25 protein-coding genes and 2 pseudogenes are annotated in these 21,502 nt (G+C 54.1%); 9 read left to right on the forward strand and 18 right to left on the reverse strand.

Features of this window, described 5'->3' with window-relative positions:
* Positions 1-31: 31 nt before the first annotated feature.
* A complete protein-coding gene (locus ATG98_RS16310; RefSeq protein ID WP_098418161.1) occupies positions 32-376 on the reverse strand; it encodes an EthD domain-containing protein in 345 nt (114 codons plus the stop codon).
* 283 nt (positions 377-659) lie between these two features.
* Here ATG98_RS16310 and ATG98_RS16315 point away from each other — a divergent pair, with 283 nt between their 5' ends.
* Positions 660-932: a type II toxin-antitoxin system Phd/YefM family antitoxin gene (locus ATG98_RS16315; RefSeq protein WP_098418162.1), complete on the forward strand. Its 273-nt coding sequence runs from the start codon at positions 660-662 to the stop codon at positions 930-932.
* 28 nt (positions 933-960) lie between these two features.
* On the forward strand, positions 961-1,185 hold the full coding sequence (locus ATG98_RS16320) for a Txe/YoeB family addiction module toxin (RefSeq protein ID WP_267283845.1): 225 nt from the start codon (positions 961-963) through the stop codon (positions 1,183-1,185).
* A gap of 138 nt (positions 1,186-1,323) precedes the next feature.
* Here the strand turns inward: ATG98_RS16320 and ATG98_RS16325 are convergent, their stop codons facing one another.
* The 4 genes from ATG98_RS16325 to ATG98_RS16340 all read right to left on the reverse strand — a co-directional run bounded on the left by ATG98_RS16325 (position 1,324) and on the right by ATG98_RS16340 (position 5,431).
* Entirely contained in the window at positions 1,324-2,790 is a 1,467-nt protein-coding gene (locus ATG98_RS16325) for a PhnE/PtxC family ABC transporter permease (protein ID WP_098423848.1), read from the reverse strand.
* Between the two features lie 17 nt (positions 2,791-2,807).
* Positions 2,808-3,458: an ATP-binding cassette domain-containing protein gene (locus tag ATG98_RS16330; protein WP_098423849.1), complete on the reverse strand. Its 651-nt coding sequence runs from the start codon at positions 3,456-3,458 to the stop codon at positions 2,808-2,810.
* Positions 3,458-4,333 carry a putative selenate ABC transporter substrate-binding protein gene (locus ATG98_RS16335; protein ID WP_218925880.1) on the reverse strand — a complete coding sequence of 292 codons (876 nt, stop codon included), beginning with the start codon at positions 4,331-4,333 and terminating at the stop codon, positions 3,458-3,460. Before ATG98_RS16335 ends, ATG98_RS16330 begins: the two co-directional genes overlap by 1 nt.
* Positions 4,334-4,432: 99 nt before the next feature.
* A complete protein-coding gene (locus ATG98_RS16340; protein WP_098423850.1) occupies positions 4,433-5,431 on the reverse strand; it encodes a serine hydrolase domain-containing protein in 999 nt (332 codons plus the stop codon).
* Between the two features lie 60 nt (positions 5,432-5,491).
* Here ATG98_RS16340 and ATG98_RS16345 point away from each other — a divergent pair, with 60 nt between their 5' ends.
* Positions 5,492-5,722, forward strand: a complete 231-nt coding sequence (locus tag ATG98_RS16345; RefSeq protein ID WP_228706173.1) for a universal stress protein — start codon at positions 5,492-5,494, stop codon at positions 5,720-5,722.
* A 247-nt stretch (positions 5,723-5,969) separates the two neighbouring features.
* Here the strand turns inward: ATG98_RS16345 and ATG98_RS16350 are convergent, their stop codons facing one another.
* From ATG98_RS16350 to ATG98_RS22750, 9 genes and pseudogenes are all read right to left on the reverse strand, one after another.
* Complete coding sequence (locus tag ATG98_RS16350) at positions 5,970-6,239, reverse strand: hypothetical protein (protein ID WP_228706174.1); 270 nt, start codon at positions 6,237-6,239, stop codon at positions 5,970-5,972.
* 285 nt (positions 6,240-6,524) lie between these two features.
* A complete protein-coding gene (locus ATG98_RS16355) occupies positions 6,525-7,172 on the reverse strand; it encodes a glutathione S-transferase (RefSeq protein ID WP_098423853.1) in 648 nt (215 codons plus the stop codon).
* Between the two features lie 334 nt (positions 7,173-7,506).
* Positions 7,507-8,343, reverse strand: coding sequence for a peptidase (locus tag ATG98_RS16365; protein ID WP_098423855.1), 837 nt, complete (start codon positions 8,341-8,343; stop codon positions 7,507-7,509).
* Positions 8,344-8,462: 119 nt separating this feature from the next.
* Positions 8,463-9,029 (reverse strand): annotated as a pseudogene (locus ATG98_RS16370) (transposase); the annotation flags it as partial.
* 161 nt (positions 9,030-9,190) lie between these two features.
* Positions 9,191-9,490, reverse strand: a complete 300-nt coding sequence (locus ATG98_RS16375) for a CcdB family protein (protein ID WP_098418174.1) — start codon at positions 9,488-9,490, stop codon at positions 9,191-9,193.
* Positions 9,490-9,735 (reverse strand): type II toxin-antitoxin system CcdA family antitoxin, encoded by a 246-nt coding sequence (locus ATG98_RS16380; RefSeq protein ID WP_098418175.1) that lies wholly within the window; start codon positions 9,733-9,735, stop codon positions 9,490-9,492. Before ATG98_RS16380 ends, ATG98_RS16375 begins: the two co-directional genes overlap by 1 nt.
* Positions 9,736-10,266: 531 nt before the next feature.
* Positions 10,267-10,737: an RES family NAD+ phosphorylase gene (locus ATG98_RS16385; protein ID WP_098423856.1), complete on the reverse strand. Its 471-nt coding sequence runs from the start codon at positions 10,735-10,737 to the stop codon at positions 10,267-10,269.
* 246 nt (positions 10,738-10,983) lie between these two features.
* Positions 10,984-12,246, reverse strand: coding sequence for a hypothetical protein (locus ATG98_RS16390; RefSeq protein ID WP_098418177.1), 1,263 nt, complete (start codon positions 12,244-12,246; stop codon positions 10,984-10,986).
* A 101-nt stretch (positions 12,247-12,347) separates the two neighbouring features.
* Complete coding sequence (locus tag ATG98_RS22750) at positions 12,348-12,482, reverse strand: hypothetical protein (RefSeq protein ID WP_267283846.1); 135 nt, start codon at positions 12,480-12,482, stop codon at positions 12,348-12,350.
* 204 nt (positions 12,483-12,686) lie between these two features.
* Between ATG98_RS22750 and ATG98_RS16395 the strand changes: the two genes are divergently transcribed.
* The 5 genes from ATG98_RS16395 to ATG98_RS16415 all read left to right on the forward strand — a co-directional run bounded on the left by ATG98_RS16395 (position 12,687) and on the right by ATG98_RS16415 (position 19,190).
* Positions 12,687-12,911 carry a hypothetical protein gene (locus tag ATG98_RS16395; RefSeq protein ID WP_218925881.1) on the forward strand — a complete coding sequence of 75 codons (225 nt, stop codon included), beginning with the start codon at positions 12,687-12,689 and terminating at the stop codon, positions 12,909-12,911.
* On the forward strand, positions 12,908-13,153 hold the full coding sequence (locus ATG98_RS16400) for a type II toxin-antitoxin system RelE/ParE family toxin (protein ID WP_098423857.1): 246 nt from the start codon (positions 12,908-12,910) through the stop codon (positions 13,151-13,153). The genes ATG98_RS16395 and ATG98_RS16400 overlap by 4 nt, the downstream gene beginning before the upstream one ends.
* Positions 13,154-14,183: 1,030 nt before the next feature.
* Positions 14,184-15,443: an OmpA family protein gene (locus tag ATG98_RS16405; RefSeq protein ID WP_098423858.1), complete on the forward strand. Its 1,260-nt coding sequence runs from the start codon at positions 14,184-14,186 to the stop codon at positions 15,441-15,443.
* 233 nt (positions 15,444-15,676) lie between these two features.
* Positions 15,677-18,928 carry a DEAD/DEAH box helicase gene (locus ATG98_RS16410; protein WP_179888184.1) on the forward strand — a complete coding sequence of 1,084 codons (3,252 nt, stop codon included), beginning with the start codon at positions 15,677-15,679 and terminating at the stop codon, positions 18,926-18,928.
* A gap of 58 nt (positions 18,929-18,986) precedes the next feature.
* Positions 18,987-19,190: a hypothetical protein gene (locus tag ATG98_RS16415; RefSeq protein WP_098418181.1), complete on the forward strand. Its 204-nt coding sequence runs from the start codon at positions 18,987-18,989 to the stop codon at positions 19,188-19,190.
* 316 nt (positions 19,191-19,506) lie between these two features.
* Here ATG98_RS16415 and ATG98_RS23010 read toward each other — a convergent pair.
* Positions 19,507-19,659, reverse strand: a pseudogene (locus ATG98_RS23010) (transposase); the annotation flags it as partial.
* On the opposite strand from ATG98_RS23010, the gene ATG98_RS23015 reads away from it, so the two are divergent.
* The gene (locus ATG98_RS23015; protein WP_143751121.1) at positions 19,634-19,813 is read left to right on the forward strand and encodes a pentapeptide repeat-containing protein; all 180 of its coding nucleotides are present in this window, start codon (positions 19,634-19,636) and stop codon (positions 19,811-19,813) included. The pseudogene ATG98_RS23010 and the gene ATG98_RS23015 overlap by 26 nt on opposite strands.
* A gap of 157 nt (positions 19,814-19,970) precedes the next feature.
* Here the strand turns inward: ATG98_RS23015 and ATG98_RS16430 are convergent, their stop codons facing one another.
* From ATG98_RS16430 to ATG98_RS23020, 3 genes are all read right to left on the reverse strand, one after another.
* The gene (locus ATG98_RS16430) at positions 19,971-20,618 is read right to left on the reverse strand and encodes a glutathione S-transferase (RefSeq protein WP_179888185.1); all 648 of its coding nucleotides are present in this window, start codon (positions 20,616-20,618) and stop codon (positions 19,971-19,973) included.
* Positions 20,619-20,761: 143 nt separating this feature from the next.
* Positions 20,762-21,142, reverse strand: a complete 381-nt coding sequence (locus ATG98_RS16435; protein ID WP_098418183.1) for a type II toxin-antitoxin system VapC family toxin — start codon at positions 21,140-21,142, stop codon at positions 20,762-20,764.
* Positions 21,139-21,345, reverse strand: a complete 207-nt coding sequence (locus ATG98_RS23020; RefSeq protein ID WP_098418184.1) for an AbrB/MazE/SpoVT family DNA-binding domain-containing protein — start codon at positions 21,343-21,345, stop codon at positions 21,139-21,141. The genes ATG98_RS16435 and ATG98_RS23020 overlap by 4 nt, the downstream gene beginning before the upstream one ends.
* Between the last annotated feature and the right edge of the window lie 157 nt (positions 21,346-21,502).

Here is a 21,502-nt window from a genome sequence, read left to right on the forward strand (position 1 = left end):
ACCACACAGTTGAGCAGGCCTCATGGTGAACTCAGATAATAACGTTGAATTCCTCGGTGACAAAAAAACGCGTGTTTTCCATGTCAGCGAAACGGAGCTCATCGGGTTGAACATCACGAACATAGTCCGGATCAGAAAAGAATTTGTTCTTGTCTTCAACGCTGTCGAACCACAGTTCTGCGGTGCCGTCATAGGGTGTGTTGCCTGGCGTGCTGTATTCCGAGGGTAGGGTATGACACTGAATGTATTTGCGGATGTAGCGCTTCGACGCCGGGTTACTTTTGACCAATGCGGCATGCTGGTTCCGCCAGTGGCTCTGAAAGTCGGCAACGGATAAATCTGGATGTTTCTTGATGGCGACAATGACTTTGATCATTTATGTAATTCCTGAAGGAAATGAATTTGGACGTTGATGACGACTATCGAATCTTGATCGTAGTTGTAGTGCTTGAAAAGAGGCATTCCGAAGGCTCCTCGTCTGTTTGCTGAATCCTATTGAAATCGATCTGATTTTGGGTTTTTATTCAGCCTCAACGCTGCCAACACGCGCAGCTTTGCAGTGGAGGCGAAGCCGCAACGAAAAAGCTGTCGCCGTGCTTGGCCTTGTTAGGGCTACTGCGATATAGTCGTACTGAGTTTCCGTACGTAATGGTGGAGTTATGGATATCATCAGTGTAAACAAATTCCGAGACAACCTGAAAAGTCTTGTAGAGCAGGTTGTTAGTAGACACGAACCCCTCAAGGTGACGCGTCGCGCCGGAGCCGCGTTCGTGATTATTAGTGCTGAGGACTGGGAAAGAGAGCAAGAAACACTGCACGTGCTTCAAAATCGAGATCTGATGCAACAAGTTGCGGCCTCCCTCGATACTCACGCCCGAGGCCAAGGATATACACCTAATGACGAGCAGATGAATGAGATCACTGGTATTTGAGGGAAGCACTTGGGAGGCGTATGAAAAGATGCGTGAAAAAGATAAGAACCTGCACAAAGCTCTCCGTAAGCTACTGAAAGAAATGCTTCGCTCTGAAGACCCATCAACTGGCGTCGGTAAACCGGAGCCGCTTAAACACAGCCTGTCCGGTTTGTGGTCCAAGCGAATTTCACAGAAGGATAGGCTCATATTCCGATTCGACGATAGATACATTTATATTTTCGCCATTGGTGGGCACTACGACCAGCCCTAACGCCCGCAACATGTGCGGCTTTGAAATGGAGGCGAAGCCGCAATGGAAAAGACGATGCCGTGCCTGCGATTGTTAGCACCTTTCCCCGATATCCACTTTGTCTAAGTCAAATTCTTTCAGTGCCTAACGGTTTCTCGTTCAGCAGGTCGGCATGGTTTGCAGGGCGAGCTTACGGCGAATATAACGCCCGAGAGTATCAATTCCAATGTTGAGCAGCGCCGTTATCAGAATCAGCACCATGGCACGATCAAAACGGATGTTCTGAATAGCGCTGTCGACATAGAACCCAAGCGTGTAGATGCCGAGAATTCCCAGTATGGCTGTCTCCCGCATAATGATTTCCCAGCGATAGAACAGCAGCGCCAGAAATGAGCGATATACGCGGGGTACCAGCTCCCAGCTATAACGGTTGAAACCGTCTGCAGCGTCTGCGCGGAGTTTGATGGCATTGGTTTGCCGGCCAATCAGGTGCCCGATAATCCCACCGTTGTGCAGCGCTAAAGCAACCACCGCAGGCAGCATTGAAGGCCCCCAGAGTTGCAGCAGAATATACGCCAGAATGTACTCAGGCGTGGATCGCGCGATTACCAGAGCCACATGCCCGGCATTGCGCCGTATAGGCCCGCCAAAGTGGTTTGATATCAAGGGGAATGCCAGTAACGAGAGAATCCCTGTCGCTACAAGCGCGATCTGAGTGAGCACGATGGTGTTCCAGATGCCCGGCATGGCCTCGTTGATCATCAAATCACTTAGCCAAGGCGTTAGCCCCGTTAAACCTTCCCCGTTGCGCAATGGCGCGGGCACGATGTCTTCGGTGAAAAAACGCTGCACATTACCCCATACAATTGGTAACCCTTCACCCAGAAAAAAGGGAGCGCCAAGAACGTACACGGGCAGAAGCTTTGGCCTTACCCAGAGCGGCATGGTGGCGATTAATACATAGAACAGAATCAGCATCGCGCCAGCGTCGGAATAAAGCCCTTGGGAGAACGATGCTTCAAGGTAAAAGCCAAGTGTGGGCAGGCCAACGAAGCCAAGAATTGCACTGGAGCGAAGACCGCATTCCAGCCTGTAGGCTGTGTAGGTGCGCATCTTTGCCCAGCAATCGGGAATACGGGCATAGAGGAACGCCGAAATATTCCCAGTGCCGGGCGGCAGCACACGGCCGGATTCGGGATCGGCCTCTTCTAGGATTTCTGAATAGACCTTGGCGAAAATCCCGGCGTAGGGAATGGCGATGGCCAATACGCCCGTGAGTGGGTGAAAACCAAAGAACTGCAGGAAAATCAACGCCCAGAAAAGCTCGTGAATGGCGCGAATAAAGGCGCAAAAAATCCGAACGGGCAGGGATCGGTAAGCCAATGCCATCAGGAAGCCTGCGACACTGCCAAGCGCAACCCCGACAAAGGCAAAGGCCACCGTTCTCAACAGTGCGGTCATCAACCCTTCAGTGCTGAAAAAGTTGGGCGTTGCGATGCCAAAAAGGAAATTACCGAGATCCCGCCAGGGGTTGGAGGTGCTAACTGCGATATCTGCAAACAGCAACCCAATCAAGGCGATGGCAAGGAACATCAGGCTGACACGAACCGTTGGGGAAGAGGGCATAGAACGGGCCGCGTTACCTAGTAAAGAGATACGATGTCTGCCGCTGCAAGGTGTTCGCTGGGTTGATCCAAGGCGACCTGGCCATCCTGGATGCCAACGATTCGGGTACAGTAATTCAATGCAAGGTCCACATCGTGCAGCGCAATAACACTGGTGGTGAAGCGATCACGCAGTTGCATCATGACCGAGTTCGCCATGGGGCCATCGAGTGCAGAAACCGGCTCATCGGCCAGCAGCACGGTGGCGTTACGGTACAGCGCTCGCGCGATAGCAACACGCTGGCGCTGCCCACCGGACAGAGAGGCTGCGGGTGTCCATAGCTTTTCGGTGATACCCAGTGACTGCAATAAGGTCAGCACGTCAGCCTTGTCTTTGGCGAACGGACGGGCAAGCGTGAGGGCGTTGTACCACGTGGGATGTTTATCAAGCTGGCCCATAAAGACGTTGTGGAACACCGAAAGGGCGTTTACCAGGCCAAGATCTTGAGGGATCAGAGACGAATCCCGGTTAATCCGTTCGTAAATCAGCCGAATCAAGGTGGATTTTCCCGCACCGCTTTTACCCACCAGCGCGATTTTGTCGCCCGGATTAACCTTCAGCGACAACGGGCCTATAACCCGCTTGCCGCTGAATGAGGCGGTAAGGTCGGTAAGGTCAAAACCTGTCATTAATCGAGAATCCCGATCTCTTGAGCTGTTTTACGAATCGGCTCATAGTCGGCGTTGGAAGCAGGAATAAACCCTGAACGCGGGAAGCTTGCCAGCAGTTCCGGGTTATCAAGGTTCAATAGCGCCTCGGTAACGCGCTGCTTGAAGCCATCACCAAAACGCTCATCCACATCGCCACGAATCGTCCACTGATAATCCGGGTAGTGGGGCGTTTTCCAGATCACCTGAACGGCATCGGTGTCTATGTTTCCATCACCCAGTTCTTTCTCCCAAACCTGAAAGTTCAGCGCGCCTACATCGTAAGTGCCGGCTTCAACCAGGCGAAGGGTGCGTGTATGGTTGCCGCTGAAGCCAACGCGCGAAAAAAAGTCCTCAGGCTTTGCACCAAAGGTGTCGCGCACATAGAACTCAGGCATGAGCCGGCCAGATGTCGAGCCTTTGGAACCGAAGGTAAAGGTTTTACCTTGCAAATGATCTTTGAGCTCTGAAAGCGCTGCAGCGGGTTTTATGCCCGTGTTGGTATTGGCAATAAAATAGGTTTCGAAGGCTTCGTCTTCAACACCTTGGGCGATGGCTTCAGAGCCCGGAACCAGCCTGCGCGCCTGCACACCAGAAAGACCGCCAAACCACGCCAGCTGAACCTGATTGTTACGGAACGCTGAAACGGCAGCCGCGTAGGACTTCACTGGAATATAGCGCACATCAACATTCAGTTGCTCAGACAGGTAGTCCGCGACACCGCGAAAACGCTCAACAAGTTTGGTTTCGTCTTCATCCGGGATGGCCGTAAATACCAAGGTCTCAGCCGATGCCGCAGCAGCGCTGAAACAGAAAAAACAGGAAAGCACCAACGTCCGTATTATATGCATCGCCATTTGAAATCCTTGATCGTCTAACGAATTGATAAACCAGAAAGGCCGCGTGGGGCGTACCGGCGAGCTGCAGGGTACTCTGATTCCTATCAACCTTGAACTCTAGTCACGAAAGGCCGGGATGATGTGGTCTTCAATCAATTGGAATTGGCGGCGCAGATAGGATGAGCCTGGCGACGGTGGGGTAGGGTCCGACGTCATTACGACTGTTAATTCCAGGGAAGGAATCACGTAGAGCACTTGACCGCCATAACCGCGCCCGTAGTAACCGGATTCGCCCGCCAGTGAATGCAAAAACCAGCCGTAACCGTAGGGATCATCGGTGTAGGCTGATTTCCCCCGCCCGGTCCAGGATTCGCTCACCCAGTTTTCTTGGAACAAAATCTGGTCTCCCACTCGCCCCTGGTTACGATACAGCTCGCCGATTTTCGCTAGATCACGGGGCGACATACGCATGTTGTTGCCGCCAAAATAGATCCCCTGGGGGTCCCGGCCCCAGTCCGGGAATGTGATATTGAGGGGCTCGCCCAGCCATTCCCGTGCCAAGGCCCGGGTGCTTCGACCGGCGCTCTCGGTCAACGCGGCGGAGAGCAGATGGCTGCTGCCAGTGGAGTAGAGCATGCGCCCGCCCGGCTCATCAACGAAGGGCCGGGTTAACACGTGGTGCACCCAATTATCGCTGTTCACCCAACCGCCATAATGGCGACCGGATGTTCGCTGCAGCCCGGCCTGCAAAGACAACAGGTGTCCAATAGTGATGCGTTCCACGCCGTCGGTGGCCGAGGCCGGCACCCGGTCGCCCAGTGTTTCCATTGCCGATTGATCGGTCCCCTCAAACACTCCTTTTTCGATGGCAACGCCCACCAGGGCGGCCAGCACCGTCTTGGACAACGACTTAATATTGGTCGGCGTGTCCAAACCCCTGTTCTTTAAATCCAGCGCCACAATTTCTTGTCCCTGATGGACGACCACCAACGTGTGCAGGCGATCAAAACGCGCTGCATCGCTCTTTAATGCTGCCTGCCAATCGCTAGTTTCCGCGTGGCACAGCAGGGGCATCAATAGCAGCAGCGTCCAAGTCCAACTAGAAAACCATTGCATAATTCACCAAGTACCGGTCGCTTGCGACGGTTCAGATCAATCAAAGACTATGGGCGTAAAGTGTTCGACGCCGCGAAAGAGGCCGTGAGTGGGAAGCTCGATCCAACCGAAGAGATCCTGCTCAAAGGGGATCCCGCTCATGAAATCATCGAGTATCTGGAAGCCAATCCGAGCACTCACATGGTTTTGGGACGGCGTGGCCATTCCGCAGTGCGCAGCCTGACTTTGGGCAGTGTCAGTGAAAAAGTCATCAGGCACGCCACCGGGCCGGTTACTGTTGTAAGCGAGTAACCGCGGCCTTGTTATGGGATCAGGTCAGCGTGTCAAAAACATCCGGCGGCCATCGGGGTCGGAAAAGTAGCCTGAGTAGTTCCCCTATTCCGTCTTCCAGTCGCCCGCAAAGCGGTTGGCAATGCTTGATTCATATATTACACATAACGCTCGAGCTCAGTTGACGAGCAATACAGAGCAGAGCGAAGCGCCGCAGCGTATTGACTGGTCAACTGCAGTGACTTGTTCGGCCTATGACCGACAGCCGTTAGCGTTTGCCGAGCTTGCCTAGTTCACTGCCCAGCAGGCTAACCATCTTATGGGCAGCACCGGTTACCGATTGCTCAATCGTGAGTTCCAAATCGCTTACTGATACCGGTTCACGACCTGCAAGTCGAGCCTCTAGCAGGCATCGCTTGTCAATAATGCCCGACTTCGAGGCGCTGTTCTCGTCACTAAGATGCACTTCCAGCCTAGTGATTTGACCAGCGAAGCGCGCTAGAACGTGGTCAAGAATTTCTTTGACACTTTGCGTCATGGCCTCGTTTCCGGAAATATTCTTGTCTGTATTTATTTGGATATGCATATAAATTTTCTCCAGTAATGTTGGGTGTTCCAGGCATGGCGCGGGTCACAAAAAGCGGCGACTATAGAATGGGACCAAAGAGGCCATGGAAAGTTCGCCTTGTGGCTATGGGCGGGCTGGCTGACAGACTTGTCCGTTTCGCAAGGAAGTAACTGTAGGGGGCAACTAATTCCGGAACTGTAGTGGTTAACTAATGGCGGTCGATTAAAAAGGCCAAGAAAGTTTACGTGCTCAGTACTAAGAAGGAAAAACCACAACGTCATCTCCCTCTTGCCACGGCCGAAACTTGGTCATGGCTTGCAGAAAGAATGAGTGCTCCAGCCAGCGTTGTAACCACAGATGCAGGTTCGGGTAAGGTAGGCTGTCAAAAACATCGCGATCGACATGGGCGAATTGGCGGACAAAAGGCACGATACCAATATCGGCAATGGTCGCGCTGTCCCCCAGTAGGTAAGGGTTTTTAGTCAGCAACTCTTCTAAAACCTGTAAAAACGCCTCACCCCGTTGCCGATACTCTGACTGGGTCATTTCCAGATATCGGTCGGCGTATTTATAGCGATCCAACCAATATTTAAATTCGTTGTCGTTTTGCTCAATCAGAGCGTTGGCCTGATGCAAAACCGTTGCATCCAACAGTCCTTGTGGATCGTGCTGCCGAAGCGCCCACACCATTATTTCCCGGCTCTCTTCAACCACGGTACCATCAAAAAGCTGTAAAACAGGCACCGTGCCTTTCGGGCTAATCGCCAGCATCTGGACCGGTTTGTTTTTCAACATGATCTCCCGCAGCTCCACCTGCAAACCAGCAAACAAGAGGCCGAGACGGGCCCGCACAGCATAGGGACAGCGACGAAAAGAGTACAGGCGGTGAAGTGAGGACGTCATGGGTCTTTTTTCGCAGTTGAATCGAAATCAGCGGACTTGGCTTTTTTAATCAACGCAACCAAGTCTGGCGCGATTGGCATTTTCCTAAACGGACTGATATTAATTGCCTTTACGTCTAGAGCTTGGTTTAAAAAGTTTAAACCAAGCGATTAAGCCCGCTATAGACGCGAGTCCCAGAAAAACGAAAAATTCTTCGACGTTAAAGTCGCCAACTTCATACATTAGCCCCAGGAAAACTAGAAGAAATGTCCCAACGGTGCCGAAAACCCTTAAAATCATATTTTAATCCTCGAATTTTTGATCGCCTCGGCTCTCTGCCTGAGCATATGCCTGATTACTGATGCGCCAGCGCGTAGTCGATAGCCGCACACACTGCGGCAGCCTGTGCAGCATTGCATTGCTCGGGCGTTGTACGGGGGCTGTCGGGATAGATCTCAGTGGTGGTCTTGTATGGGGCGCTGGTAATACTGGCGCACAGGCCCAGCTGCTTGAGCGGATACTGGATAACGCCCCGAGTAACCACCGGTGTGCCGATGATCTCGCCGTTGTCATCGGCCGGAGCGATATGAGTGACCTGCTCCACCGCCTCAATCACCGCCTGTTGAAATTCAGGCTGCGGGTTTTCGCTGTCATCGACCAGATAGAAGCCATCGGGAATCCCAGCCGGCTCGAACGGCTTGCCGTCGCGGGCCGCCAGCGCGGGACGAAACTCGGTTTCGTCGGTATCGGTGGTTTCGTGCAGGTCGATATGCATCAGTACTTTATCGCGAACGGGCGCCACCAGTCGCATGAGTGCCGCCGAATCCTCAGCCGGACTGCCATGGCGGAACGAGCGGCCCGCGTAATCCGCCGCATGCTGATCGACAAACTGCAGCGCGCCGTGTACACCACTGGTTTCATAGCCGTGTACTCCGCCCGTTATCAGCACAACCGGCAAATCGTCACGCCAGTCGCGACTGCGGATCGCCATCAGCGGATAGCTTTCGGGGCCATAGTCCAGACGGCCATACTGTTCCGCGTCGAAGCGCGAGCGCAGGCGCTCGGTCACACTCAATACCTCGGACTCGTAGCTGCGTTGCCGGGGCTGTCGTGACAACCATTCGGCGCGTTCCTCGTCGCCCCAAGGAGCACCGGGCGTACCGATTGGATAGGGTGCGGAAGCTATGTTCATATCGCTTTTCTCCAGTGATGGCTAATGCCGGCGTAAACCCTTCAAGACTGCTGTGGTGTTGCAAGTAGTTGTACCACTTCACGTAATCGTTGCACCAGTGCATGGCATGGTCATCTTGCCGCTTTCGTTTCGGCCTCATCCCGCTCGTGATGCTCATGCAAATGGTGGCGAATCAACCGTTGCAGCTTATCCCGCTTTTCGCCCAGCTCTTTAAAGGTACCAGACCATTCCTTCGCGGCGTCTGACGACATCTTGCAGCCGTCGATGGCAAACAGTTCGTTGCCCAGAAGGCCCTGTTCATGGCACACTAGAAGTATTTGCTCGAAAAGCTCTTCAATCTCATCGGCGTGCTGGCTGACGAACTTGGCCAGGGTGGTGAAGTGCGGGACGGTATCGCAGGGCAGTGCTTTAAAGATGATGTTGGTCTCGCAGCACCATTGGATCTTGCGACTGGAGGTGATGCCTTTGGAGTAGGCGTACAGTATGATCTTCAGCAAGATGGCCGGATCGTAGGCCAGGCGGCCGGTGTCGTCGTTGCGATACTTGGGATGAAACACCGTCAAATCCAGCTTGTGTTCAATCAGGTAGTGAACGGCGTGTTCAAAAGTGCCGGGCTGGAGTTGTTCTCGGTAGTTGATGATAACCATCGTATCTTGGTCGTAGTTGTAGTACTTGAAACGAGGCATACCGACGGCTCCCTGTCTGTTTGCTCAATACTGCCAAAACCGGCCTAGTTTGGGGTTTTTCTACAGCCTCAACGCTGAGATAAGCGGCGGCTGAAAGCCATCCGCTGCTGCGATTTGTTAGACGACTGCGGTACAAAACTAAGATCAGAATTTTTTTTGTATCAAAAGCCCAAAAATAGCATGTCCAACGCTGCAGAAATCTGATCCTGTTGTTTAGCAAGGCTGCCAACGCCGAAACGCAATTCACCTTCGGAAACAGCCGCCATGTACTGAGTGGCCATTACTACCTCTTGCCCCTCAATATTAAATACAGGATTAAGCCTCTGCGCAGGGGACGGTGCCGAGGTTTTGGGCAACAGTGGCACGACAACGCGGGTGTTCAAGCTACTGATAAGGTCTGACTGGACGTCCAATAGAAATCCAGCTCCACCCTTATTTTCAAAGATATCGAAACGGGCCATCAGAACTGACGATACTGTGCGAGAGGCAAACCGTTAGCTTCAACGTATGCGTTCGAGCTCGCGAGGGCGCTAGCGTTATCTTTCAGCCAGTTCGCCTTCTTATAAAGTTTCACAGCCTCCGCGATCCCTGCCTCTGCAGACCTCGAAACATTGATTCCCAAACCTTTTGCTTCTTTGAGAAGAGCACTATCCAGCGATAGGTTTGTTGGCTTTCGTGAAGGTTTGGTGGCTTCAGAAGCTTGCATGGGTCAGTACTCGTAAGGTGTGGAATACCCATAATATGCGCATATTACTTGCGCATCAACCTGTGCTACGACAAACTTTGGTGCTGACGTAGCAGAGCACCGGGTGTTGACCTAACGCCCTTCTCACGCGCCGGTTTGGAGCCGCGAAGCGGCGGAAAAACGGTCGCTGTGCAGCCGATTGTGTACGCCCAGCATGGGCATGAACTAATGGGGTGAAAGTCCCCTGTGGAAGTAAGAATGGACAGGCACAACGTAGCCTCCGGTGCACAAACTCACGGTAAATGTTGCCGAGTTTCCCCCGGTACTTTTATCCCAGCCGGCGAGCCAGGATTTCTCCATGTACCCGGCGACACCCGCTACACTGCCTGTCTTGCACCCGGGAACCAGTCTGTTTTTCCCGGTGACGGCCAATGTCCTTACCGCAACCCAGGCAATGAACTACATCAGTTCGCCAACCCCCGCTGTGACCGTGCGGTCTGATCGTGGTTTCAGTGATATCACACCAAGCGCCTCACAGCAGGTTCAGGATTTTCAGGCTACGTTGTGCCTGTCCATACAGGTTTTGCTATCCACTCTCATAATCGATCCAAAACTTGGTTCTTGATCGACATGCTTTCCAACAATTGGAATCGTAATACTGAGTAAAAGTGGAGAGTATTCCGCGTAACCGATACCAGAGAAAACAGATTGACATGCGCTTGTTGCGGCACCCACATCGTTTCCCGAACTATACTGTTCTTCAGAAATTTGAAACTCGCCTGTCCAATAGGCTCCTACAACTGAATTGGGAGCCAAGATTGGAATGGCAATGTAATCGTGAGTTGGGCGAGACACACTCACGTGGGTCAGTACTTCAAGAAGGGCCTGTGATTTGGATGTTGCGGCGTAAACCATGGCCGTACCTTGTGTGTGCCAACGGCCTTCGTAGAGCTTTGCGCCACCGCCATCCAGCGCATGCTCTTGAAAGCGCTTGTTAACTATTCGCCATAGGATCATCGCCATCTCGTATCCGCCTGTGGCCTATTTCTGGCCAAATCCCAGCCTCGATATCATGCCGCTAACTGTCCGTAATTCGCCAGCTTCTCGATATTGTGTACAAGGCAATACAACTGCCACTGACCCTGCACCTTCTCTTTTCTCCGCGGGCTATGTAGTGCCTGTCCATTCAAATATCTCTTCAGATATCAGTGCCGGCCAGAATTGTCGGACATGCCCTAACGCGAGCGAGCCTGGGTGGTGTCCTGTTCATCACCTGAAATCAAAAAACGCTTCCAGCGCGCTGATAGAGCGCTCGTCATAACGCAGCTCGAGATGCGGTTTAAGAGCCCTGAGTGATGTTATTTCCAGTGCCAATAAGCATGCCTCTGAGCCAGTGTTTTCAATTTTCCGGATGTGTTGCTTGAAAGCCCGATTGGTTTTTTCACGGTGGGTGGAGTAGAACTGCTCGTAGGCCATACGATGCAGGGGGGACTGGAGGCTGTAATCCTCCTGCTCATATCGCAGCTCATCAATTTGCCCTTTCAACGCCTGGAGTAACTGCTTTTCATCCAATTTCGATAAAGTGGCATCCTCACCTACATGTTCCTGATACATCAAAACAATGGTCATGACGTCACCCTGATTTCGCGCATCAAGCAATCTGGTCATCAGGGTGTGCTTTTTCTCACGCTTATCCGGGTCGCGCTCGCGATCCGGATGTAATCGAGCGGCAATACTTCGAAACAATCGCTTGAAAACAACATTACTGATAGCCGCCGGTACCTCGCTTTCATCCTCTTCTGTAACCGCCGAATCGAAGTCAAACGGATCCGGACCGAAATCAAAACGGTCATCTTCGTCGTTTTCAGAGAATCCGCCTGTCGCAAACATTTTCTCCAGTAATTCCTCGCGAGCGGCGTTTCGAGCTTTAACATCAGCATCGTATTGGCGCTGCTGCTCGTATATCAGTTCGTTCCCAAAAAGATCGTCTGCATTCTCGCCGTGCTGCTCAGGCATAATTGGCTCAGGGCCCAAGGTTTGCTCAAGAATTTTTTCAACGTCACGATGGACTTGCTGTTGCCAGTCCTGGCTTTCCCCCTGCAACTCTAGTTGTTCCTGCTCAAAATAAGTTCGCAACTGATCCTGCAACGGGATGGAGGACGTCTCATCCAGCTCTATCCCCAAGCGAAAGGCATCGTAACGAGACAATTCTTCCAGAACGTCATGCTCGATACCGTCAATACCCATTAACGGCTCCAGTATTTCGCGAATCCAGTCATCCAGCGCCTGCCGCTGCCATTGCAACAAAGACCTTCGTTGCCCCAGCGCTAATAACCGTTTCAGCAGGGGTATCTGTTGCGTGGCGGCGGCTTCTTCCACAGGGCCTATGTCGGTTTGGATGCGCTGTATTATGTCATCCAGGCGATCACGAAATCGGGCATTTTCCTGTTTCAGTTTTTCCGCCTTTGCCCAGAGTTTCTGAAATTCTGATTGCGTTTTCTTGGATTTCTTCCCCGTCGCCAGACGTGTCATCTTGCGCCTCTTGCTTGAAATATGAGCCTATAGTCGGGCTATGCTGTGCTTGTCCATTCAACATCGGTAGACAATAATGCCTTCCATGACGTGGTCAGGGTCTAGTGACCAGCCCAGACCCGAGCGGCGATATCGTCGTCTATGGGCGATTTGTAGAACGCTGCGTAGCCGTAGAACAGCTCACGCCAACGTGGCTGGTCAGGCTCTGTCACTGAACGAGGTATAAGTGCCGCCATTTTCCTTTCCTCCTACGGTTTCGAGAAACCGGGGCAGATTTATTTTTGTTGGTCAGTTGGCATTCTATTCCAAATTTTGACGAGGGTCATCTGTGACCGTCCATTGGTGGGGGGTGGGGAGGTTACGTTGTGCCTGTCCATTCACACAAATTTCATCATACAGGTTTACTTTTAAGGTGAAGGCCGTCTGAGAGGAAACTTGATATGATAAATCAACATGAAACCGAGGTACGTAGCATGCAAACGGCGATAGATATTAAGCAAGCGGCCCATCAGTTGATTGATCAGTTACCCACGGATGCGACATGGGATGATGTCGTTTATCGACTGGTTGAACGCCGGGAAATTGAACTAGGGCTAGCGGACAGTGATGCTGGCCGCACGACGCCTGTGGAAGATGTGATGAAGGAGTTCGGCATCACCCCATGAAGGTTCAGTGGACGAAGCGGGCGAAAGCAAGACTACGAGAAATCGAAAGCTATATTGCGAAAGACAATCCCAAAGTAGCCCGTGACGTTGTCGAGAAATTACTACGCCGGTCCTGGCGGCTGGCCGACTTGCGTGAGGTGCTTATCCGACCTTATCGATTGATTTATTGTGTGAAAAAGCACCAGATCGATGTGGTGACGGTACTGCATTACCGGCAATTATTACCCAGCGATGTGCATTGACTCCGAGTGACTGCAACATTGTTCCTGTCCATTCACGGCTTAAAACCCTCACGGGCCGTGGTCACCACGCTGACCTTTGAGCCAAACTCATACCGGGTACGGGCCTTGCCTTCGACGGATACGGGGTCAGGTCTCGACGGATACGGGGTCAGGTCTTGCGTTTTGCCTCTCGAATAATAGCCTCGTTCCGCAAACTCCAGCTATAGTGGCATGGCCGTTCCTTGGATCCTTACGTCGTTGGGATAGACCGCGACAGTTACGACGAAATGGCAGGGCACGGGCAAAACGCAAGACCTGACCCCGTCACCCCCCGGCTAAAAGCCGTCCGGTGGACGGCCGCAGGCCGGGAACGTACTTGAGCGTTTTGTGTACGCCCAGCATGGGCATGAACTAATGGGGTGAAAGTCCCCTGTGGGAAGATCACCGTTCAGCCGGTTTTACCGATTGAACGCTAACCACTAGCGAATGGCAAGGGCCAACCCGCGAGGCGCCGTCTCCGGAACGCCGGCCGGAAGTAAGCCGCTAGCAAAGCTGCGAGCTGATGAACAAGAACATCATATGAGGCGTAGGCCGGAGGCGAGTTGGCACAAGCCGACGGGACGGCCTCCCGCGAAGCCGCGTGATCTGACGGCCACCGTAAATGATGCAGTTGTGCGGTGAAAGTTCATGCTCTTATCTGGGGCGGTCCGACGCTTCGGGATCTGCTCAACGAGCGATCGGTCAATTACCAGTCAGGCCACTGGTCGATCAAGCCTGGGCGCAGCCGTTGCCATCGGCGGTTGCGAGCGAACGAGGTGGACAACCGATAGCGCCGATAGGGGTAACCCCGCCGGTGATTGCGCAGAAGTCAGCAGACGGCATAGTAGCCAAACGCCCATCGTAATCTCCTCGGGTGACAGGCAGGAATCAGTGTGGCGAACTCTGGATTCTGGATACAGGTGCGAATTTATTGGCGCTTACCTCATTGCTGTTCAATAGTCTCTGCTAGACTTCCCCGATATGTCGTCATAAAACGCAGGCAGGGTGAGTGATGTCGCGCAGAGGTTGGGTAAACAGTGGACTGGTGGTGGTACTGATTCTGGCAGGCGGGCTGGCACTATACGGCTACCGCTCCCTGCAGTCGGATATAACGCAGCTGACCGATGCACGCTTGACCGCTGAATCCAAGGCGGAAGATCTGCGTAGCCAACTGCAACAAAACGAGCAGGCGCTGACGGCAGCTCGGGCGCGGCTCGAACATCGCACCAACAGTGCGGATAAACTGGAAGCCGAACTCGACCGCCTGCGTCAGACGCTGGCCGGGGCCAAGGCCGACTTGCAGACTGCGCAACAGCAGGTTGAGAAGCTCAAGTCCCAGCTGGAAACAGCGCAGGCGGCGTTGGCCAAACGGGAGGGGCAGGTCGCCGAGCAGGGTAGTCAGCTCAAACGGAGCCGGGATCAGATCGCTGCTCTTACGGCGCAGCTGGCTGCAGCCACCAAGCACGTTGAGAGCTTATCCCAGCGACGCGACGCACTGACGTCAGACCTGAACACGGCGACCGCCAAGCAGACCGACGCGCAGAACCGCATTGCCGAGCTTGAAAAACAGCTGGCGGAAGCCAACGTCGCGCTTGCCGATGCGCGCCGGGAAGTCCGGCAGCATCAATCCGCACTGGCGTCGGCGACCGAGCAGCGCCAGTCTGTTGCTGAGCAATACCAACAAGCACGTGAGCAGCTCGCGCTACAGCAAGCTCGCAGCCAGTCTGCCACCGAGACCATCAACGTGCTGGAAGCCCGGATGGCACAGGAAAAAGCGGCAACCGATAACCTTCAGTCGCGGCTGCAATCCCTGAGTCATGAGAAGGAAAGTCTGGTGTCCCGGCTGGAAGATGGCACCACCGTGATCAAGCTGCCGGAGAGCATCGTGTTTAATTCCGGTTCTGCCAGAATCGGCAAAGCCGGCCGGCACACCCTGACGTTGCTCGCTGATGCACTGAAAAGCTTTCCGGATCACCTGATCAGTATTCAGGGGCACAGCGACAGCCGCTCCATTGCTCCTGCTTTGCAGAGTTTGTATCCAACCAACTGGGAGTTATCGGCGTCACGGGCTGCGTCAGCGGTGCGGGTGTTGAGAGAGGCCGGTATCGACCCCAGCCGGATGCAGGCAGTGGGTTTTGCGGATACCCGACCGCTGGTTAAGGAAATTGATACTGTCAGTCGTCGGAAAAACCGACGTATTGAGGTGCTGTTGTATCCGTCTCAGTTCAAGATAAAAGCCTACCGACCGGGCGGCCGTGAGCCGGCCCGGTAGTGGTTTCGTCCGGAGCTGCCGGACGGTTGATTAATAGTTCGCCGACGATATTTCCTAAATAGAGAAGCACCGGGGATGCCCATTTTCTCTACCGTATGGTTTTCAATATAGGCCACGTATCCTCCGGGCTGCCACTTGTTCAGGGCGGCCCCACCCAATGCGACATTCGAATCGCCCCCGGGCTGTTCTGAGCACCCGAGTATATTACAATGCCGGCTTTGCCTGGACGCACCATGACCATACTGATTGACCAACCAACCCTGCTCGAGGTTTTCGGAACCGCTACCCTGCAAAGGGGCAGACGCTACTTCAACGAGGAGCGGGTTCTTTACCTGAACAGCTCCCTGGAGGGGGCCAGCATCCGCAAACTGGATGCCCAGGTGGAAGGCAGCGGTCAGACCTACCAGACCCTGGTCACCATTGACCCCCACAGCCCATGGGCTCTGCGTTCCTTGTGCACTTGTCCGGTAGGGAATTTGTGCAAACATGCGGTGGCCGTGTTACTGGAGGCCAACCGTCGCCAGGAACAGGAGGCAACCGACCGCCCGTCCGGAACAAACGATCTCGCCCTGACCAACTGGCTCAATGCTCTGCAGGCTCGCTCCAAAACACAGGCGAAGCCCTCCAACGAGCGACTCGTCTACACACTGGAAGAATCGAGATTCGGGAATGATCTGTCCGTCTCGGTCAGTAAGGCCCGCATCCGTAAAAACGGCCAGTTCGGCCAGATCTCACTGACCACCTCCTGGACCAACGCCACCCTCGACTACAACCGCCCCAAATACATCCAGGATGCTGACGTTCCTGCCTTGTGCTGGTTAAAGGCCACTCCCACTGCGCACCGGCTTGTCCAGGCGCTGGAAGGTTCTATCGGAGCCCACTTCCTGGAAGCGGCGGTGGCCACGGGCCGCCTTTACTGGACCCACAAGAGCGACCAGCCACTGAGCGCCGGCGAGCCAGTGGAGACGGAGTTTATCTGGCAGCAGGGTCCGGACGACCGCTGGAGCCTCCTTCTTAAGGAGCATCCGGAGGAATACCGGGTTGTCGCCACGGAACCCCCCTGGTACATCGACACCCGGAATCACAAAATCGGTCGCCTGAACCTACCCTCTTCCGGGGGGGGCCTGGACTTGTTGTTGGCGACGCCGTCCCTGAGCTCCGAAGATATCAGCCGCCATGTTCTGCACCTGAAACCCGTGCTGGAGCAATTCAACATCGGCCTGCCGGAGGGCATCCGGGAACCCCGCAGCATTCAGGCCGACCCGACACCCATTCTCCAGCTCTATTCCTTGCCCCGGCCTGACGGCCTGCCGCCACAGATGGCTGCCAAACTGCTGTTCAGCTACGACGGAGTGATTCTGGGTCTGGGCGAGACCATGGCCGTTGTCCAGCTGGAACAGGACGGCGAAACCTTGCTGGTTGAACGCAACCCGCGCAGGGAGTTCGAACACCGGAACCGGATTGTCGGCCTGGTTCCCCTGGCGCAAATGGCCGAGGGGCTGATGACCCTGCCCCCGGCTATCCGGAACGATCTGACCTTTCCCGCCCATGGAGACTGGCTGGACTTTCTGGCCTGGACGCTCCCAGCTCTGGAGACCGAAGGCTGGGTCATTGAAATGGACGAGTCCTTCCAGGTGCCGGTGGTGGAAGCCGACGAATGGTACGGCGCCTCCAGCGCCGCCGGGGAAGACGGTTGGTTCGACCTGGAGCTGGGCATTATGCAGGACGGCCACCAGATCAACCTGATCCCCCTGCTGATGCAATGCCTGGAATTACTGCGCCCCGACTTCGGCACAGACTCCACCGGCGAGCTCCAGCTACCGGAAAACCTCTGGCTGCACGACGAAGAAACCCTGATCCGGGTGCCTTCGGAACGGGTCAGGCCCATGCTGGAGACCCTGTTCGAACTCTACCGGGACAAAGACCCGTCCGAGCCTTTCCGTCTGCCCAGAATTGAAGCCGCCCGGCTGATCGGCCAGTCCGAGGCCGACTGGCGTGGTGGCGAACAACTGCAGGACCTGGGCCGCAAGCTGGCAGACTTCAACGGACTGGACACAGTGCCCGCCCCCGAAGGCCTGCAGGCGGATCTTCGCCACTATCAGCAGGAGGGCCTGAACTGGCTGCAATTTCTTCGCGACGCTGGCCTGGGCGGCGTGCTGGCCGACGACATGGGCCTGGGCAAAACCCTGCAAACCCTCGCCCACCTCCAGGTTGAGAAACAGGCGGGTCGCCTTATCAAGCCTGCCATTGTGATCTGTCCCACCAGCGTGATACCGAACTGGAAGGCGGAAGCCGCCAAGTTTACTCCGGGCCTGATGGTAACGGTGCTTTACGGCCCCAAGCGCAAAAAACAGTTCCAGGAACTGGACACCACCGACCTGATAATCACCAGCTATCCGCTGCTGGCCCGGGATGGAGAGATGCACGAAAAAACCGCCTATTCCACCGCGGTTTTCGACGAAGCGCAGAACCTGAAAAACCCCAGGGCGGCTGTCTCCAAAGCCGCCAGAGCTCTGAAAGCAGAACACAAGATCGCCCTCACCGGCACCCCCATGGAAAACCACCTGGGAGAGCTCTGGTCCCTGTTCGACCTGGTGCTGCCCGGCTATCTGGGTGATCACCAGGAATTCCGCGAGTTCTTTCGCAACCCCATCGAGAAAGACGGCAACCCCGAGCGTCACACTGCCCTCTGCCGTCGCATTCGGCCCTTCCTGCTACGCCGCACCAAGGAACAGGTAACCCCGGAGCTACCGGAGAAAACCGAGATGGTGCGCATGATTGAGCTCAACCGGGGCCAGCGCGACCTGTACGAAACCATCCGCGCCAGCATGGACAAAAAGATCCGCGACCTGATGGCCGACAAGGGCATCGCCCGCAGCCAGATCGAAATTCTGGAAGCCCTGTTGAAACTGCGCCAGATCTGCTGTCACCCCGCCCTGCTCAAACGCCAGGCCAGCGACAGCGAACTGGCCTCTGCCAAGCTGGACCTTCTGCTGGACATGGTCACCGAGCTATTAGAAGAAGGCCGCAAGATCATCATCTTCTCCCAGTTCACCTCCATGCTGGGCATTATCGAAAAAGCCTTTCAGGAGCGCGGGCTGATATACGCCAAACTCACCGGCCAGACCAAAAACCGCGCAGCCCCGGTAGAACAGTTCCAAAGCGGCGCAGCGCCCTTGTTCCTGATCAGCCTGAAAGCCGGCGGCGTAGGCCTCAACCTGGTCGCCGCCGACTGCGTGATTCACTACGACCCCTGGTGGAACCCCGCCGTCGAACGCCAGGCCACAGACCGCGCCTGGCGCATCGGCCAGGACAAGCCCGTCTTCGTCTACCGGCTGATTTGCGAGGGCACCGTCGAGGAACGCATACAAACCCTGCAAGAGAGAAAAGCCCGGCTCGCCGACAGCCTGTACGGCACCACAGAAACCTTCTCCGCCGCGCTGACAGCGGACGATGTGAAGGCGTTGTTTCAACCATTGAAGTAGCGTTTAAGCTCTGGGATAAAACCGGCGGTAGGCCGATGCTCATTCAGGTGCGACGGCAGTGCTCAGGACCGCTTCAGATGGAACAACCGTTCACGTTGAACCAGAATCGGTGTTCCTGTTCAGCCAGAATGATTGCTCAGATTGGGCCGGATTGTGCACTGACGGTGCAAAGCGGGCTGACGACGGCAAACAAACGACCCTGACCGCCATTATCGAGAACCTGACCCAGACCGCCGCCATCGGCTTCACCCAGTCCCTTTAGGCGCTAAGCGCTCGCCGGTTGAACATTCGCGCTTTGGTTGCCGCCTAAAGTCCCTGGCGTCTCGCTAATGATAGTAGTCCGATCCGCAGCTAATAATTTATAGGTCTTCACGAATACTCCCTTATCCATAACGAGGCTGTAGAAAACCCTTCACAGAGCCCAATCATCAGCCGCTTTGTTGTTTTGTCATTGCCTGCCACTAACTCGTGCAAGCTTGTTCGTTCGTCGGCAATACTCGATCAATAGCACTAATCAGCTCCTAATGCCGCCCTGTCAGACGCTTCAGGGCTATTTCTCGCGATTTCATAGACCTGCATCATGCCGCCAACTGCCCATAATTGGCCAGCTTCTCAATGTTGTGCACCAGGCAATACAGTTGCCACTGACCCTGCACCTTTTTTTTGCTCCGCAGGCTGAAGCGATCCAGGCCTTTGTTACTGTCGATGTTGCCGAACACCGGTCCAACCACTTCAGACCCAGCCGCACTGGACGTTGATTGGGAGGGGTGCCAACTGAACAACGCATATCTGAACGGCGCGAACCTGGTGACCGCGAACCTGAGCGGTGCACTCTGGATTAATGGCATGCAATGCGCCAAGGTGCCCATCGGTGAATGCAAGTAGCCTTGATTTGGCTCAGGGCAGGGCGGAAAGAACGATAGCCTCGTTCCGCGAGGAAGTAATATCAGAGTAGCGTTTTAAGGGATTTGTTAAGGGTCGACGTTGACTGGTCGGTATGTCGCCCAGCCGATCCGGCCCCTAAATTCGCCTCTTTGTAGTGTTAAGAAGGAAAAACCACAACGTCATCTCCCTCTTGCCATGGCCGAAACTTGGTCATGGCTTGCAGAAAGAATGAGTGCTCCAGCCAGTGTTGTAACCACAGATGCACGTTCGGGTAAGGTAGGTTGTAAAAAACATCGCGATCCACATGGGCGAATTGACGGACAAAAGGCACGATACCAATATCGGCGATGGTCGTGTTATCCCCCAGTAGGTAAACGTTTTTAGTCAGCAACTCCTCTAAAACCTGTAAAAAGGCCTCGCCCTGTTGCCGATACTCTGACTGGGTCATCTCGAGATATCGGTCGGCGTATTTATAGCGATCCAACCAATGTTTAAATTCATTGTCGTTTCGCTCAATCAGAGCATTGGCCTGATGCAAAACCGTTGCATCCAACAGCCCTTGTGGATCTTGCTGCCGAAGCGCCCACACCATTATTTCCCGGCTCTCTTCAACCACGGTACCATCAAAAAGCTGTAAAACAGGCACGGTGCCTTTCGGGCTAATCGCCAGCATCTGGTCCGGTTTGTTTTTCAATATTATCTCCCGAAGCTCCACCTGCAAATCAGCAAACAAGAGGCCGAGACGGGCCCGCATAGCATAGGGACAGCGACGAAAAGAGTACAGGCGATGAAGTGAGGAACTCATGAGTATTTTTCGCAGTTGAATCGAAATCAGTGGGCTTAGAGTCACTGATTTCAGTGGTTACTTAATTTCACTCTTGATTTTTGAGGTACGGGATCAGGTCAATGGCATAGCCATGTCTTGGTTCCTCACGTAGAAACTGATTGTTATATGTTTTTCTTGGAAATGTATCTGACATTCACCAAGCCCTCGAAGTCATTATCTTGAGTCCAGATAACAGCGGAGTACTTTTGAGCAGTGGCAAAGATAATGCTGTCAGCTAGTGGAAGTTTATGAAGAACACCAACCTTGGCGGCATTCATCGCCAACTCTGAATCCAGCGGGATTACTTTGCCTTGGTTCATATGGGCCGTGACAATCAAGGCCGCCTCTTCTCCGCGTTGACGCAGCACGTTCTTAAAAACTTCCGTAATCGTGATGCTCGGCACCAGCAACTCCGATAACTTTTCGATTGGCTCAGCAAATACCGTGGCATTGCTGTCACTGGCGAAATACGACAGCCAGGCTGACGAATCAACAACATTCATACCCTGTCTTCTTCCCTGACTACTGAGGTATCGATCCCCTTGAGGAAGCCCCTCATCTCCTTCATAGATTTTAGCGGGATCACCTCGATTCGTCCTTGATACGAGATAATTTGGACCTTTTGCCCAGAGACTATGCCCATGGATTCTCGAATTTCTTTAGGAATTACAATCTGATACTTTGGAGAAACAGTTACTTCCGTCATAGCGGCACCGATCGATGAGACTTTGGTATTACGATATCCCTATCGATCGAAGTGGTCAAGGCACATAACGGTGAGCTCACCGGTAAATTACGAGCATAGCGAGTAATTTACCCGAGTGCAGCGCATTGTTATGAACCTTCTGCTCGGTCATCATGCT

Source organism: Marinobacter sp. LV10R520-4 (assembly GCF_002563815.1).
Lineage (GTDB): Bacteria > Pseudomonadota > Gammaproteobacteria > Pseudomonadales > Oleiphilaceae > Marinobacter.